11 protein-coding genes are annotated in these 14258 nt (G+C 49.2%); 6 read left to right on the top strand and 5 right to left on the bottom strand.

From position 1 onward, the window contains the following. Positions 1–48 precede the first annotated feature (48 nt). Complete coding sequence (gene rihB / locus HEN33_RS08180) at positions 49–990, top strand: ribosylpyrimidine nucleosidase (protein WP_000415422.1); 942 nt, start codon at positions 49–51, stop codon at positions 988–990. A 99-nt stretch (positions 991–1089) separates the two neighbouring features. Next, positions 1090–2340, top strand: coding sequence for a NupC/NupG family nucleoside CNT transporter (locus tag HEN33_RS08175; protein ID WP_176263383.1), 1251 nt, complete (start codon positions 1090–1092; stop codon positions 2338–2340). A gap of 55 nt (positions 2341–2395) precedes the next feature. On the opposite strand, the gene HEN33_RS08170 is transcribed toward HEN33_RS08175, so the two are convergent. The 3 genes from HEN33_RS08170 to HEN33_RS08160 all read right to left on the bottom strand — a co-directional run bounded on the left by HEN33_RS08170 (position 2396) and on the right by HEN33_RS08160 (position 5467). Beyond that, positions 2396–3484, bottom strand: a complete 1089-nt coding sequence (locus HEN33_RS08170; protein ID WP_001064991.1) for a sugar kinase — start codon at positions 3482–3484, stop codon at positions 2396–2398. Between the two features lie 2 nt (positions 3485–3486). Beyond that, positions 3487–4344 carry a deoxyribonuclease IV gene (nfo, locus tag HEN33_RS08165; protein WP_176263382.1) on the bottom strand — a complete coding sequence of 286 codons (858 nt, stop codon included), beginning with the start codon at positions 4342–4344 and terminating at the stop codon, positions 3487–3489. A gap of 73 nt (positions 4345–4417) precedes the next feature. Then, positions 4418–5467, bottom strand: coding sequence for a YeiH family protein (locus HEN33_RS08160; protein WP_000182053.1), 1050 nt, complete (start codon positions 5465–5467; stop codon positions 4418–4420). Between the two features lie 98 nt (positions 5468–5565). On the opposite strand from HEN33_RS08160, the gene yieE reads away from it, so the two are divergent. The 3 genes from yieE (at position 5566) to cirA (ending at position 10393) form a co-directional block, all read left to right on the top strand. Continuing rightward, a complete protein-coding gene (gene yieE / locus HEN33_RS08155) occupies positions 5566–6447 on the top strand; it encodes a DNA-binding transcriptional regulator YeiE (RefSeq protein WP_000548294.1) in 882 nt (293 codons plus the stop codon). 204 nt (positions 6448–6651) lie between these two features. Then, on the top strand, positions 6652–8121 hold the full coding sequence (gene lysP / locus HEN33_RS08150) for a lysine-specific permease (RefSeq protein ID WP_000253276.1): 1470 nt from the start codon (positions 6652–6654) through the stop codon (positions 8119–8121). Between the two features lie 292 nt (positions 8122–8413). Continuing rightward, a complete protein-coding gene (gene cirA, locus HEN33_RS08145; protein WP_176263381.1) occupies positions 8414–10393 on the top strand; it encodes a catecholate siderophore receptor CirA in 1980 nt (659 codons plus the stop codon). A gap of 58 nt (positions 10394–10451) precedes the next feature. Here the strand turns inward: cirA and HEN33_RS08140 are convergent, their stop codons facing one another. After that, positions 10452–11774, bottom strand: coding sequence for an MFS transporter (locus HEN33_RS08140; protein ID WP_000053687.1), 1323 nt, complete (start codon positions 11772–11774; stop codon positions 10452–10454). A 32-nt stretch (positions 11775–11806) separates the two neighbouring features. Next, the gene (gene serB, locus HEN33_RS08135) at positions 11807–12694 is read right to left on the bottom strand and encodes a phosphoserine phosphatase SerB (RefSeq protein WP_176263380.1); all 888 of its coding nucleotides are present in this window, start codon (positions 12692–12694) and stop codon (positions 11807–11809) included. Positions 12695–12904: 210 nt separating this feature from the next. Between serB and HEN33_RS08130 the strand changes: the two genes are divergently transcribed. Beyond that, positions 12905–14257 (top strand): L-serine ammonia-lyase, encoded by a 1353-nt coding sequence (locus HEN33_RS08130; protein WP_176262685.1) that lies wholly within the window; start codon positions 12905–12907, stop codon positions 14255–14257. Position 14258 lies beyond the last annotated feature (1 nt).

The following is a 14258-nucleotide window of genomic DNA, read 5'->3' as shown; positions in this document are numbered from 1 at the left end:
TCTTTGCTGTAGAAAAAATAACACAACTGGAAACAGAGGAAATAAACAATGGAAAAGAGAAAAATTATTCTGGATTGTGATCCGGGTCATGATGATGCTATTGCCATAATGATGGCCGCGAAACATCCGGCGATTGATTTATTAGGTATCACTATTGTGGCGGGGAATCAAACCCTCGATAAAACATTAATTAATGGCCTGAATGTTTGCCAGAAACTGGAGATTAATGTTCCGGTTTATGCGGGGATGCCGCAACCCATTATGCGTCAACAAATCGTTGCCGATAATATTCACGGTGAAACCGGGCTGGATGGTCCGGTATTCGAACCGCTGACTCGTCAGGCAGAAAACACCCATGCGGTGAAATATATCATCGATACCCTGATGGCAAGCGATGGCGATATCACTCTGGTGCCGGTTGGTCCGCTTTCAAATATCGCGGTGGCAATGCGTATGCAGCCCGCAATCCTGCCGAAAATCCGTGAAATTGTACTGATGGGCGGCGCTTACGGTACTGGCAACTTCACCCCATCTGCCGAGTTCAACATTTTTGCTGACCCGGAAGCCGCACGCGTGGTGTTCACCTCCGGCGTTCCATTAGTGATGATGGGCCTCGATCTCACCAACCAGACCGTTTGCACTCCGGACGTGATTGCACGGATGGAAAGGGCAGGCGGCCCTGCCGGAGAGTTGTTCAGCGACATCATGAACTTCACTCTCAAAACCCAGTTCGAAAACTACGGTCTGGCTGGCGGCCCGGTACATGACGCCACCTGTATCGGTTATCTGATTAACCCCGATGGTATTAAAACCCAGGAGATGTACGTCGAAGTGGACGTCAACAGTGGCCCTTGTTACGGGCGTACCGTCTGCGACGAGCTGGGCGTTCTTGGCAAGCCCGCCAATACCAAAGTCGGCATCACTATTGATACCGACTGGTTCTGGGGATTAGTCGAAGAGTGCGTGCGCGGCTACATCAAAACCCATTAAGTGTTGATAACAAGCCGGGACAGTATCGCAAGATGCAGGCCCGGCTATTTCTGATGGGCAGAAAGCCGTCGCCCAAAATGACATGAAGAGATAATAACTATGGATGTCATGAGAAGTGTTCTGGGAATGGTGGTACTGCTGGCAATTGCGTTTTTGCTGTCAGTAAACAAGAAGAAGATCAGCCTGCGTACCGTTGGCGCGGCGTTAGTGTTACAGGTCGTGATTGGCGGCATTATGCTTTGGTTACCGCCAGGGCGTTGGGTCGCAGAAAAAGTCGCTTTTGGCGTGCATAAAGTGATGGCGTACAGCGACGCAGGTAGCGCATTTATCTTCGGTTCTCTGGTTGGACCGAAAATGGACACCTTATTTGATGGTGCAGGATTTATCTTTGGTTTCAGGGTATTACCGGCAATTATCTTCGTCACTGCACTGGTGAGTATTCTCTACTACATCGGTGTGATGGGGATCTTAATTCGCATTCTCGGCGGTATATTCCAGAAAGCATTGAATATCAGCAAGATCGAGTCATTCGTCGCGGTCACTACCATTTTCCTCGGGCAAAACGAAATTCCGGCAATCGTCAAACCCTTTATCGATCGTCTGAATCGCAATGAATTATTTACAGCGATTTGTAGCGGGATGGCCTCGATTGCTGGTTCGACAATGATTGGTTACGCCGCACTGGGCGTGCCTGTGGAATATCTGCTGGCGGCATCGTTAATGGCGATCCCTGGCGGGATCTTGTTTGCCCGCCTGTTAAGTCCGGCTACGGAATCTTCGCAGGTTTCCTTTAATAACCTCTCTTTCACCGAAACACCGCCAAAGAGCATTATTGAAGCCGCTGCGACAGGGGCAATGACCGGGCTGAAAATCGCTGCGGGTGTGGCGACAGTGGTGATGGCATTTGTCGCCATCATTGCGTTGATCAACGGTGTTATCGGCGGCGTTGGTGGCTGGTTTGGTTTTGAACATGCCTCGCTGGAGTCCATTTTAGGTTACCTGCTGGCCCCGCTGGCGTGGGTGGTGGGTGTTGACTGGAGTGATGCGAATCTTGCCGGAAGTTTGATTGGACAGAAACTGGCGATTAATGAATTTGTCGCTTACCTCAATTTCTCACCTTATCTGCAAACAGCTGGCACTCTGGATGCTAAAACCGTGGCGATTATTTCCTTCGCGTTGTGCGGATTCGCTAACTTTGGTTCTATCGGGGTGGTGGTTGGCGCATTTTCTGCGGTTGCGCCACACCGTGCGCCGGAAATCGCCCAGCTTGGTTTACGCGCGCTGGCGGCGGCGACACTTTCTAACCTGATGAGTGCCACCATTGCAGGATTCTTTATTGGCTTAGCGTAGTGCGCGAGTTATGAGCCGGATAAGACGCGGTCAAGCGTCGAATCCGGCAAGATTGTTACACCATCGGCACTAATGAAAGCGCGTTATCGGCAGACAGGGTAGGGTTGTTTAAGCTGCCGCTGGCGCGTGAAATTGCCGCGCAGGCCATCGCAAAACGGGCACTATCACGGAAACTGCTTCCTTCCAGAAAGCTATACACCAGGCCCGCCATAAAACCATCGTCAGCACCAAAACTGTCTACCGTCGTATGCGCTGGCGCAGTCAGCAAAAATTGTTCGCCATCCTTTTGGCTGCAATAAACAGACTCATCGGGCAAATAAACAAACAGTTGCTGAACGCCTTGCTGATGCAACGCATTCACTGCGGCATTACGATCAGCATCGCGGGTTATCGGCTGGCCCCATAAAATTTCCAGCTCCGGCAAAGTGGGTTTCAGAGTGTGAATATGCGCCAGCCAGTGTTTGATTTTGCCCGCTTTGAATTCTGAAACGGTATCGACAAACACCGGGATTTCATCAGCGAGGGTAAAGACCCACTCCAGCGCCTCGGCTGTCAGGTTGCAATCAGCCAGTACCACGCCCGCATGACGAAGTAAATCGCGCGACCCGTTCAGTAGTTGCGGTGTCAACTGATCCAGCAGATGGGTATCGTTAATCGCCAGCACGGTTTGATCGTCTCGATTGGCAATTGCCAGATACGTCGATGTGCTTTGACCATGTAAACGAACGCAGCCGGAGACATTCACGCCGGCGCGGCGCGTTTCTTCCAGGAGCATTTCGCCATAAAAGTCATCGCCAATCACTGAAAGCAAATGGACGTCGCGGCCTAACAGCGCCAGATTGTGGGCGATATTGCGTCCAACGCCGCCTGCCGAGCAATGAATTGTACCGGGATGAGAAGCCGCTTGCGGGTAACGGATATCCGCCATCCCGCGAATATCCATATTGATTGTCCCCACCACTACGCAGTATTCCTGCTCGGTGAGAATGTAACCTTTGCCTTTAATCCGACCTTTGCGCATTAAATCCATAATATGCGCTGCAACACGCGAACGGCTGATTTGCAGCATATCCGCAATTTCGTTCTGCTGAATCAGCGGGTTACGCCTTAATATTGCAAGGATCTCCTTCTCCCGGTTATTCATCTTCAGGCTACCGCTTTTTCAGTTTGTTGCGCTTTCAGCCAGGCGATCTCTTCTGCCCAGATATCCGGGTTGATGGTTTCAAGGATCAGCGGAATTCCGTCGAAACGGTCATCCTGCATGATCCAGCGGAACGCATCATGACCGATATTGCCTTCACCGAGGCTATGATGGCGGTCAACGCGGCTACCAAAGGTGCTTTTCGCATCGTTAAGGTGCATCCCGCGCAGATACTTAAAGCCGACAATACGGGCAAAATCCGCGAACGTTTTCTCGCATTCGGCTGGAGTACGCAAATCATACCCGGCAGCGAAAGCATGGCAGGTATCAATGCAGACGCCGACGCGGGATTTATCTTCCACGCCGTCGATAATCGCCGCGAGATGTTCGAATTTAAACCCTAAGTTGCTGCCCTGACCGGCGGTATTTTCAATCACCGCTGTCACACCTTGAGTTTTATCCAGCGCAATGTTGATGGATTCGGCAATACGCGCAAGGCAATCCTCTTCTGAAATCTGCATCAGATGGCTGCCAGGGTGGAAGTTGAGCAAAGAAAGCCCCAGCTGTTCGCAACGCTGCATTTCATCTATAAACGCATCGCGCGATTTTTCCAGAGCTTCAGCGACCGGATGTCCGAGGTTAATCAGATAACTGTCGTGGGGAAGAATTTGCGCCGATGTGTAGTGATATTTTTCACAGGCGGCTTTGAATTCATCGATGGTTTGCGTCGTGAGCGGTGCGGCACGCCACTGACGTTGGTTTTTGGTGAACAAGGCAAACGCGGTTGCGTCGATTTCGGCGGCGCGAATTGCGGAATTTGCCAGACCGCCAGCAGCACTAACGTGCGCTCCAATGTATTTCATGCGAGGACTCCTGTTAAACCCGCTGGAGGAAAACGGTAATGATAGCGGGTTAACAGGAGCAAGATGTAGTGGTTTATGCGATGACGCTTTGAATCACATAGTTAATCGCACCACCACCAACAATCAGCCAGGCAAACAGTACCAGAGCCATCAGCAGAGGTTTCGCCCCGGCTTTTTTCAGCGCGCTGACGTGAGTGGTCAGACCCAGCGCCGCCATCGCCATTGCCAGCAGGAAGGTATCCAGCGTTACCAGCATATTCACTACGCTCTGCGGTAACAGGTGGAACGAGTTAAAGATGGCAACTACGATGAACAAGATGGCAAACCACGGAATAGTGATTTTGCTTTTCTCGCCGCTGTTCGCCCCAGACAGCTGTTTAACACGCGCCGCCAGCAGGATGAGGAACGGAGCCAGCATCATCACGCGCAGCATTTTGGAAATAACTGCTGCGTTTTCTGCATCCGGGCTGATGGCATGACCTGCCGCCACCACCTGCGCCACTTCGTGCACAGTAGAACCAATGTAGATACCGAAAGTTTCCGGACTAAACCATTGAGACATCAGCGGATATATCGCCGGGTAGAGGAAAATCGCGACGGTCCCGAAGATAACGACGGTTGCAACAGCCACGGTTACTTTACTGGCTTCCGCTTTCACTACCGGCTCAGTCGCCAGTACCGCGGCAGCACCACAGATACTGCTACCGGCACCGATCAACCAGCTGGTGTGCTTATCCAGACCAAACACTTTCTGCCCCAGGAAGCAAGCCAGCAGGAAGGTACTGGACAGCGTCAACACGTCAATGATGATCCCACTGATACCGACATCGGCAATTTGCGAGAACGTCAGACGGAAGCCATAAAGAATGATACCCAGACGTAATAAATATTGCTTGGCAAACAGCACGCCACCGTCACAGCTTTTCCAGATGTGCGGATAGATGGTGTTGCCTAAAACCATCCCCAACAAGATTGCGAGGGTGAGGGCACTAAACCCGGCACCCGCAACCGCGGGAATGGAACCACCCCACAGGGCGACCCCGGTGATAACTGCACTCAGGGCTAACCCCGGAATAAAATGCCACAGTGTACGATGTTGTTTCTGTAAGGTGATATTCGTCATAACCCTCTCCTTTAACCGGGTATAAGGTTACGACTAACTGGTTTAAAAATAAAATTGATTATATATTTATAATTAATCTTTATAAGTGGTAAGCGACTATGCACATCACCCTCCGGCAGTTGGAAGTTTTTGCAGAAGTATTGAAAAGTGGATCAACCACCCAGGCGTCGGTGATGCTGGCGTTGTCGCAATCAGCAGTGAGCGCAGCCTTGACCGACCTGGAAGGGCAGCTTGGCGTGCAACTGTTTGATCGCGTGGGGAAAAGACTGGTAGTTAATGAACACGGGCGGCTGCTCTATCCGCGAGCGTTGGCACTGCTTGAACAGGCGGTTGAAATCGAACAACTGTTTCGCGAAGACAACGGCGCGATTCGTATCTATGCCAGTAGTACTATCGGTAACTACATTCTGCCTGCAGTCATTGCCCGTTATCGCCATGATTATCCGCAGTTGCCGATTGAACTTAGCGTTGGGAACAGCCAGGACGTGATGCAAGCGGTGCTGGATTTCCGCGTTGATATTGGCTTTATTGAAGGACCGTGCCACAGCACTGAAATCATCTCTGAACCGTGGCTGGAAGACGAGCTGGTGGTTTTCGCCGCGCCGACTTCGCCGTTGGCTCGTGGTCCGGTCACCTTAGAGCAGCTGGCTGCCGCGCCGTGGATCCTGCGTGAACGCGGTTCCGGCACGCGGGAGATTGTCGATTATCTGTTGCTGTCACATTTACCGAAGTTTGAGATGGCGATGGAGTTAGGTAACTCCGAGGCAATCAAACATGCGGTGCGTCATGGATTGGGAATTAGTTGCCTGTCGCGACGGGTCATTGAAGATCAATTGCAGGCAGGCACGTTAAGTGAAGTTGCGGTCCCTTTGCCGCGCTTGATGCGCACGTTGTGGCGTATCCATCATCGGCAAAAACACCTTTCCAACGCGCTTCGGCGCTTTCTGGACTATTGCGATCCCGCGAATGTACCGCGTTAAGTTGCTGTACAAGAACATGCTGGTGCTGTGTCGATTTCGTGACGCAGCGCCCGCAGCATGCATTCGCCAGAAAAGAGATTGGCTGCTTTACTTATAATCCCGGGGCGATCATGAAGGTGTCTTATAACCGTGTATTTCTGCCGGAAGGATTGCCAATCGTCTGCTACAATCGCGCCTCATTTTTAAGATGGATAGCATTTTTGTATGGTTTCCGAAACTAAAACCACAGAAGCGCCGGGCTTACGCCGTGAATTAAAGGCGCGTCACCTGACGATGATTGCCATTGGCGGTTCCATCGGTACAGGTCTTTTTGTTGCCTCTGGCGCAACGATTTCTCAGGCAGGTCCGGGCGGGGCATTGCTCTCGTATATGTTGATTGGCCTGATGGTTTACTTCCTGATGACCAGTCTCGGTGAACTGGCTGCTTACATGCCGGTTTCCGGTTCGTTTGCCACTTACGGTCAGAACTATGTTGAAGAAGGCTTTGGCTTCGCGCTGGGCTGGAACTACTGGTACAACTGGGCGGTGACTATCGCCGTTGACCTTGTTGCTGCGCAGCTGGTTATGAGCTGGTGGTTCCCGGATACACCCGGTTGGATCTGGAGTGCGCTGTTCCTCGGCGTTATCTTCCTGCTGAACTACATTTCGGTCCGTGGCTTTGGTGAAGCAGAATACTGGTTCTCACTGATCAAGGTTACGACGGTTATTGTCTTTATTGTTGTCGGCGTGCTGATGATTATCGGTATCTTCAAAGGCGCACAGCCTGCGGGCTGGAGCAACTGGACAATCGGCGAAGCACCGTTTGCTGGTGGTTTTGCGGCAATGATCGGCGTGGCAATGATTGTCGGCTTCTCTTTCCAGGGTACCGAGCTGATCGGTATTGCTGCAGGCGAGTCCGAAGATCCGGCGAAAAACATTCCACGCGCGGTACGTCAGGTGTTCTGGCGAATCCTGTTGTTCTATGTATTCGCGATCCTGATCATCAGCCTGATTATTCCGTACACCGATCCGAGCCTACTGCGTAATGATGTGAAAGACATCAGCGTCAGTCCGTTCACCCTGGTATTCCAACACGCGGGTCTGCTCTCTGCGGCGGCGGTGATGAACGCTGTTATTCTGACGGCGGTGCTGTCAGCGGGTAACTCCGGTATGTATGCGTCTACTCGTATGTTGTACACCCTGGCGTGTGACGGTAAAGCGCCGCGCATTTTCGCTAAATTGTCGCGTGGTGGCGTGCCGCGTAACGCGCTGTATGCGACGACGGTGATTGCCGGTCTGTGCTTCCTGACCTCGATGTTTGGTAACCAGACGGTATACCTGTGGTTGCTGAACACCTCTGGTATGACAGGCTTTATTGCCTGGCTGGGGATTGCGATTAGTCACTACCGCTTCCGTCGCGGTTACGTATTGCAGGGACACGACATTAACGATCTGCCGTACCGTTCAGGCTTCTTCCCACTGGGGCCGATCTTCGCATTCATTCTGTGTCTGATTATCACACTGGGCCAGAACTACGAAGCGTTCCTGAAAGACACCATTGACTGGGGCGGCGTAGCGGCAACATATATTGGTATCCCGCTGTTCCTGATTATCTGGTTCGGATACAAGCTGATTAAAGGAACTCACTTCGTACGCTACAGCGAAATGAAGTTCCCGCAGAACGATAAGAAATAAGTTTCCTCCCTTCCTTGCTAAGCCCTCTCAACCGAGAGGGCTTTTTCAATTCTATTTCCCTGACAAATCATGTGGATATAAATTTTAACATTTTGATTGATAATTGTTATCGTTTGCATTATCGTTACGCCGAAATCAAAAAAGGCTGACAAATCAGGGGCTGTTCCGGCTTTCTGGGATGATCACCTGCATACAAATAAGTCCACCGCGATGCTGCCGTACGCAAGGGGACGTGAAGAAGATGTGAGCGATAACCCATTTTATTTTCGTAGTTACCTCATGGAGATATGGAATGTTTAGGTTGAACCCCTTCGTACGGGTCGGGCTGTGTTTGTCCGCTATTTCTTGTGCATGGCCTGTGTTAGCGGTCGATGATGATGGCGAAACGATGGTTGTCACCGCATCTTCCGTTGAGCAAAACCTTAAAGATGCACCCGCCAGTATCAGCGTCATTACCCAGGAAGACCTGCAGCGAAAACCGGTACAGAATCTGAAGGATGTCCTCAAAGAAGTGCCTGGCGTACAACTGACGAACGAAGGGGATAACCGTAAGGGCGTTAGTATTCGTGGTCTGGACAGCAGCTACACCCTGATTCTCGTCGACGGTAAACGCGTTAACTCCCGCAATGCCGTCTTCCGCCACAATGATTTCGATCTGAACTGGATCCCGGTCGATTCCATCGAACGTATTGAAGTGGTCCGTGGCCCGATGTCGTCGCTGTACGGTTCCGATGCGCTCGGCGGTGTCGTGAATATCATCACCAAAAAAATCGGTCAGAAATGGTCGGGTACCGTTACTGTCGATACCACCATTCAGGAACATCGCGATCGCGGTGATACCTATAACGGTCAGTTCTTTACCAGCGGACCATTAATTGACGGCGTGCTGGGAATGAAAGCTTACGGCAGCCTGGCAAAACGTGAAAAGGATAACCCGCAAAACTCAACCACCACCGATACCGGAGAAACGCCGCGTATTGAAGGATTCTCCAGCCGCGACGGCAATGTTGAATTTGCCTGGACGCCGAATCAAAATCACGATTTTACCGCTGGATACGGTTTTGACCGTCAGGATCGTGATTCCGACTCGCTGGACAAAAACCGCCTGGAACGTCAGAACTACTCCGTCAGCCATAATGGGCGTTGGGATTACGGCACCAGCGAACTGAAATACTACGGTGAGAAAGTCGAAAACAAAAACCCTGGCAACAGCAGCCCGATTACTTCCGAAAGCAATACGGTCGATGGTAAATACACGTTGCCACTGACGGCGATTAATCAGTTTGTTACGGTTGGCGGTGAATGGCGTCACGACAAACTTAGCGATGCGGTGAACCTGACCGGAGGAACAAGCTCCAAAACGTCTGCCAGCCAGTACGCGCTGTTTGTGGAAGATGAATGGCGGATCTTCGAGCCGCTGGCGCTGACGACCGGCGTGCGTATGGACGATCACGAAACCTACGGTGAACACTGGAGTCCTCGTGCCTACCTGGTTTATAACGCCACCGACACCGTAACGGTGAAAGGGGGCTGGGCGACGGCATTTAAAGCGCCTTCTCTGTTGCAACTTAGCCCTGACTGGACGAGCAATTCCTGCCGTGGTGCATGCAAGATTGTGGGTAGCCCGGATCTGAAACCTGAAACCAGCGAAAGTTGGGAGCTGGGGCTTTACTACATGGGTGAAGAAGGCTGGCTGGAAGGGGTTGAATCCAGCGTGACCGTTTTCCGCAACGATGTGAAAGATCGTATCAGCATCAGCCGTACGTCTGATGTCAATGCTGCTCCGGGCTACCAAAACTTTGTCGGTTTTACAGCGGACGGTGTGCCAGTATTCAGCTACTACAACGTTAACAAAGCACGTATTCAGGGCGTGGAAACCGAACTGAAAATTCCGTTCAACGATGAATGGAAACTGTCGATCAACTACACCTACAACGATGGTCGTGATGTCAGCAACGGCGAAAACAAACCGTTGTCCGATCTGCCGTTCCATACCGCTAACGGTACGCTGGACTGGAAACCGCTGGCGCTGGAAGACTGGTCATTCTATGTTTCTGGTCACTATACCGGGCAGAAACGCGCCGACAGCGCGACGGCTAAAACTCCGGGCGGTTATACCATCTGGAATACCGGCGCGGCCTGGCAGGTGACCAAAGACGTCAAACTGCGTGCGGGTGTGCTGAACCTTGGCGACAAGGATCTCAGTCGTGACGACTACAGCTATAACGAAGACGGGCGTCGTTACTTTATGGCAGTGGATTATCGCTTCTGATGAGAAGATGCCCGGCGTGGATCCCGCCGGGCATAATCCCAGAAATTCGCTTCTGGCTTTATAACCGATGAAATTTTGCCAGTAAGGCCAGTGAAAATGTTGTCAGCAAAATGGTAATGACTGCGTAAATATACACTCCTGACCATTCCCAACTGTTTTTCACCATAATAACTGGAAGCCCTGCCATTGCCGCGCCTAAATAACTAAACAAGCCCCTGAATCCAGTAATGGAACCTGCCGCATCTTTATGCGTAACATCAAGACACCCGACAGCGAATAACATATGTGGTCCATACAATGCAAACCCCATGATTGTAAACAGAATAGCCGTTAATGTGTAGGAGACGTCCTGCACCAGCGGTACGAGAACGATGCAAATACATAAAGCGATGGCAAAGATTAATCCGGTCATCCAGCGGTTACTTTTAAACATGAAATCGGACAAGTACCCCGCCAGTAATCCCCCAGCAAGTCCACCTGCTTCAAACCAGGATATAATGGAGTTCGCTTTAATCAGGCTCCAGTTATGAACCTGAGAATAATAAATTTGTGGCCAGTCATTGAGGATGGTGCGTGCAATATAGACCGACATATCCCCGAGGATAATGAGCCAAACTAATGGGTTGGTAAGAATATATTTAACGAATATTTGCCAAAAACTGAGATCAACCGGACTTGCTTTAACTTGTGCAAGTTCTGTCGGGTCGTTGCGCCACTTACCGACGTTAGGCAAACCGAGCGTGCCGGGACGATCTTTTATCGTAAACAAGGCAACAATCCCCATAATCAGTGAGATTACACCCGGAACATAAAAGCCCATCTTCCAGCTGCCACTAAAAGCAATAGCAAAGCTTGTCAGGAGAGGCGCAAGACTACCGCCAATATTATGCGCAGCTTCAACAACTGCCCACCAGCGTCCGCGTTCATTTTTCGAGAACCAAGAGGCCATAATTTTTGCCATTGGCGGAAAACTGGTACCCTGGAGAATAGCATTAAGGCTATACAGGATATAGAACGCAGCAACGCTGTCTGAAAAACCGAAAAGAATGTTAACAATACCGACGCCAATAAGTACGGGGCCAGTCATCGCTCGTGGGTTAATTTTATCGACTAACATGCCACCTACAAACTTCATGGAGCCATAAAGAATGTAAAAGACCGACGACATGATAGCGAAATCTTGTGCGGTTAATGACGTATCCGTTAACATCGCTGGCATGGCCGCAGAGAAATTCTTGCGGGTTAAGTAAAATACGGCATAAGAGATAAATACAGAGGTGATGATTTCAATGCGAAATTTTTTATAAGTATGATCAACTTCTTCTTTTGGTTTGACCACCGGCTGGTCGGCCTGGCTGAAAATAAATTTTTTCAAACTCATTGTGAGTTTCCTTTTCTGTGAACCTTATGGCGCTATAATTTTTCTTCTATAAAAAAGAGAAGCGACTCGAAACCATTAAAATTAATCTGGTCAGCAATTTTTTCCCGGGTTTTAGGTTTTGCTTTCCATGCCACGCCATTTCCGGCATGCAAAAGCATAGGAATATCATTGGCACCATCTCCACAGGCAATGATGTTTTCACGGCAGATAGCTAACTCTGTCGCTAAATTTATCAGGGTTTGCTTTTTCTTTTCTGCATTCATAATAGGTAAGGTAATTGTATCAGTTAACAGATCTTCCTTAATGCGCACAGAGTTAGAAAATGCAAAATCAAGTTGATATTTTTCCTTCAATCGCTCAGTAAAAATATCCAAACCTCCAGATATAATTGCCGTCTTGAATCCTTTTTCTTTTAGTATGGGAAGAATAGTTTCAAGACCTGGTGAAAGAGTCATCTGTTCACAAACTTGATGCAATATATCTTTATGCGTTCCTTTAAGCATGGCAATTCGCCGGGTAAAACTGGTATCAAAATCGATTTTCCCTTCCATCGCTTCACGGGTCAGTGCGGTGATTTTTTCAGAGATGCCGAGTCTACGGGCTATTTCATCGACACCTTCTTCTTCAACAAAGGTGGAATCCATATCAAAGGCAATAATTCCCTGATCCGGTAAGACCCTGGGTTTACGGAAAAAATCAAACTGATGATTATCAGCACGGTGACGTAAACCAGCATAAAAAGCAGGGTTGGTAACATCATTTGGTAATACTAGCTTTAGATACTCTCTATTTATTTGCCTACTGTAATTCGTTGTTAGCGAAAACACCGAGGGGGAAATCTTTAAATGTTGCAGATAATCTTCCAGACATTTTTGGGTGATGTCGATGCCTGTTGGCGACAAGAAATAAATAATCGTCATTTACCGCTCCTTTTTATCTGCGATGATTATAATAAGATTTCGTAGAGGCTGATGTATCTAACAATCACAGTTGTGAATGTTAAATAAAAGATAAAAAAGTACTTTTTTTGATACTTTGAAATAATAAGATACTAAAAGTACCATTTTTGATATCTTTACCAGGATATAAAGAATAACTATTTTTCAACGTTGAAGGAATCATTTACAAATATGGAAAGCTGCATAAATATATTCAAGATAGTTATTGGCCCATCCAGTTCCCGCACAGTCGGGCCAATGCGTGCGGCTTATAATTTTGTGTCACAATTGAAACAGCGAGAAATGTTACCTTTGTTGCGGAAAATTGATGTCGAACTTTATGGTGCGCTGTCATTAAGCCGCAAGTGTCATAATGTTGATGTGGCGATTTATCTCGGTTTGCAAGGACACTTACCTGACAGCGTTGACATTCGCATGGAAATGTCCGCCATCAGGCGTGCAGAAACTGAGGCGACGCTGGAAGTTATGCCTGGTGTCAACGTCAGTGTATCCATTCTTTCTAATCTACAAGCGCATCCGGGGCACCCTTATGCGATGACATTTCGTGCCAGAGATGACTGGTTTACACTTTATGAAGAAACCTGGTTTTCTGTCGGTGACGGTCAGGTGCTAAAAGCAGGAGAGGCGATTATTCCTCCATCAGTCACTCCACATCCTTTTGAATTCCAGAACGCAAACGAATTATTAAAACTTTGTCAGCAAAACGGATTATCTGTCGCGGCATTAATGATGAAAAACGAACTGCACTGCCAGACAGCAGCTTTTTTGCATGACGATCTTCATAAAAAATGGGAAGTAATGAAGGATGCGGTTTATCGCGGGATGCATACAGAAGGATTACTTCCAGGTCCGTTTCAGGTTAACCGTCGTGCCTGTGCTTTATATAAATCGTTGCAGTCAAAGGGGTTTTCCAATGACTTCCTGACTACGCTCAATTGGGTCAATACTTTTGCCATTGCGGTGAGCGAAGAAAATGCTGCGGGTGGACGTGTCGTGACAGCACCCACCAACGGCGCGAGCGGTATTATCCCGGCTGTACTGTGCTGGTATGATAAATTCATTCACGAGATTGATACATACTCCGTTACCCGCTTTTTACTGACCGCTGGTGCCATCGCCATTCTGTTCAAAAAAAATGCCTCTATTCTGGGTTCTGAAGTTGGATGTCAGGGGGAAATAGGTGTTGCCAGTTCAATGGCGGCAGCAGGATTAGCAGAACTTATGGGCGGGTCAGTGGCTCAGGTACTTAGCGCGGCAGAAATTGCGATGGAGCATCATTTAGGTTTGACCTGTGATCCAGTTGGCGGGCAGGTACAAATTCCTTGTATTGAACGAAATGCTATTTCAGCTGTGAAAGCTATCAACGCAACGACGATGGCGTTGAGTCGCATAAGCGAGCCGAGCATTACGCTGGATGAGATAATTTCCGCGATGTATGAAACCGGAAAGGATATGAGCGCTAAATACCGTGAAACTTATCATGGCTGTCTGAGCAAATTGCAGCCAAGAAAAAAGGATGCGTAAG

The sequence above is a fragment of the Escherichia sp. 94.0001 genome, assembly GCF_013369155.2.
Classification (GTDB): Bacteria; Pseudomonadota; Gammaproteobacteria; order Enterobacterales; family Enterobacteriaceae; genus Escherichia; species Escherichia coli_F.
The sequence above is the reverse complement of the archived record's forward strand: the minus strand, read 5'-3'. Positions and strand labels throughout refer to the sequence as shown.

Coding starts and splice junctions, on each gene's coding strand:
- HEN33_RS08140 (WP_000053687.1), bottom strand. CDS start 11,774: ATGAGTTTGAAAAAATTTATTTTCAGCCAGGCCGACCAGCCGGTGGTC.
- serB (WP_176263380.1), bottom strand. CDS start 12,694: ATGACGATTATTTATTTCTTGTCGCCAACAGGCATCGACATCACCCAA.
- HEN33_RS08175 (WP_176263383.1), top strand. CDS start 1,090: ATGGATGTCATGAGAAGTGTTCTGGGAATGGTGGTACTGCTGGCAATT.
- rihB (WP_000415422.1), top strand. CDS start 49: ATGGAAAAGAGAAAAATTATTCTGGATTGTGATCCGGGTCATGATGAT.
- nfo (WP_176263382.1), bottom strand. CDS start 4,344: ATGAAATACATTGGAGCGCACGTTAGTGCTGCTGGCGGTCTGGCAAAT.
- HEN33_RS08170 (WP_001064991.1), bottom strand. CDS start 3,484: ATGAATAACCGGGAGAAGGAGATCCTTGCAATATTAAGGCGTAACCCG.
- HEN33_RS08130 (WP_176262685.1), top strand. CDS start 12,905: ATGGAAAGCTGCATAAATATATTCAAGATAGTTATTGGCCCATCCAGT.
- yieE (WP_000548294.1), top strand. CDS start 5,566: ATGCACATCACCCTCCGGCAGTTGGAAGTTTTTGCAGAAGTATTGAAA.
- HEN33_RS08160 (WP_000182053.1), bottom strand. CDS start 5,467: ATGACGAATATCACCTTACAGAAACAACATCGTACACTGTGGCATTTT.
- lysP (WP_000253276.1), top strand. CDS start 6,652: ATGGTTTCCGAAACTAAAACCACAGAAGCGCCGGGCTTACGCCGTGAA.
- cirA (WP_176263381.1), top strand. CDS start 8,414: ATGTTTAGGTTGAACCCCTTCGTACGGGTCGGGCTGTGTTTGTCCGCT.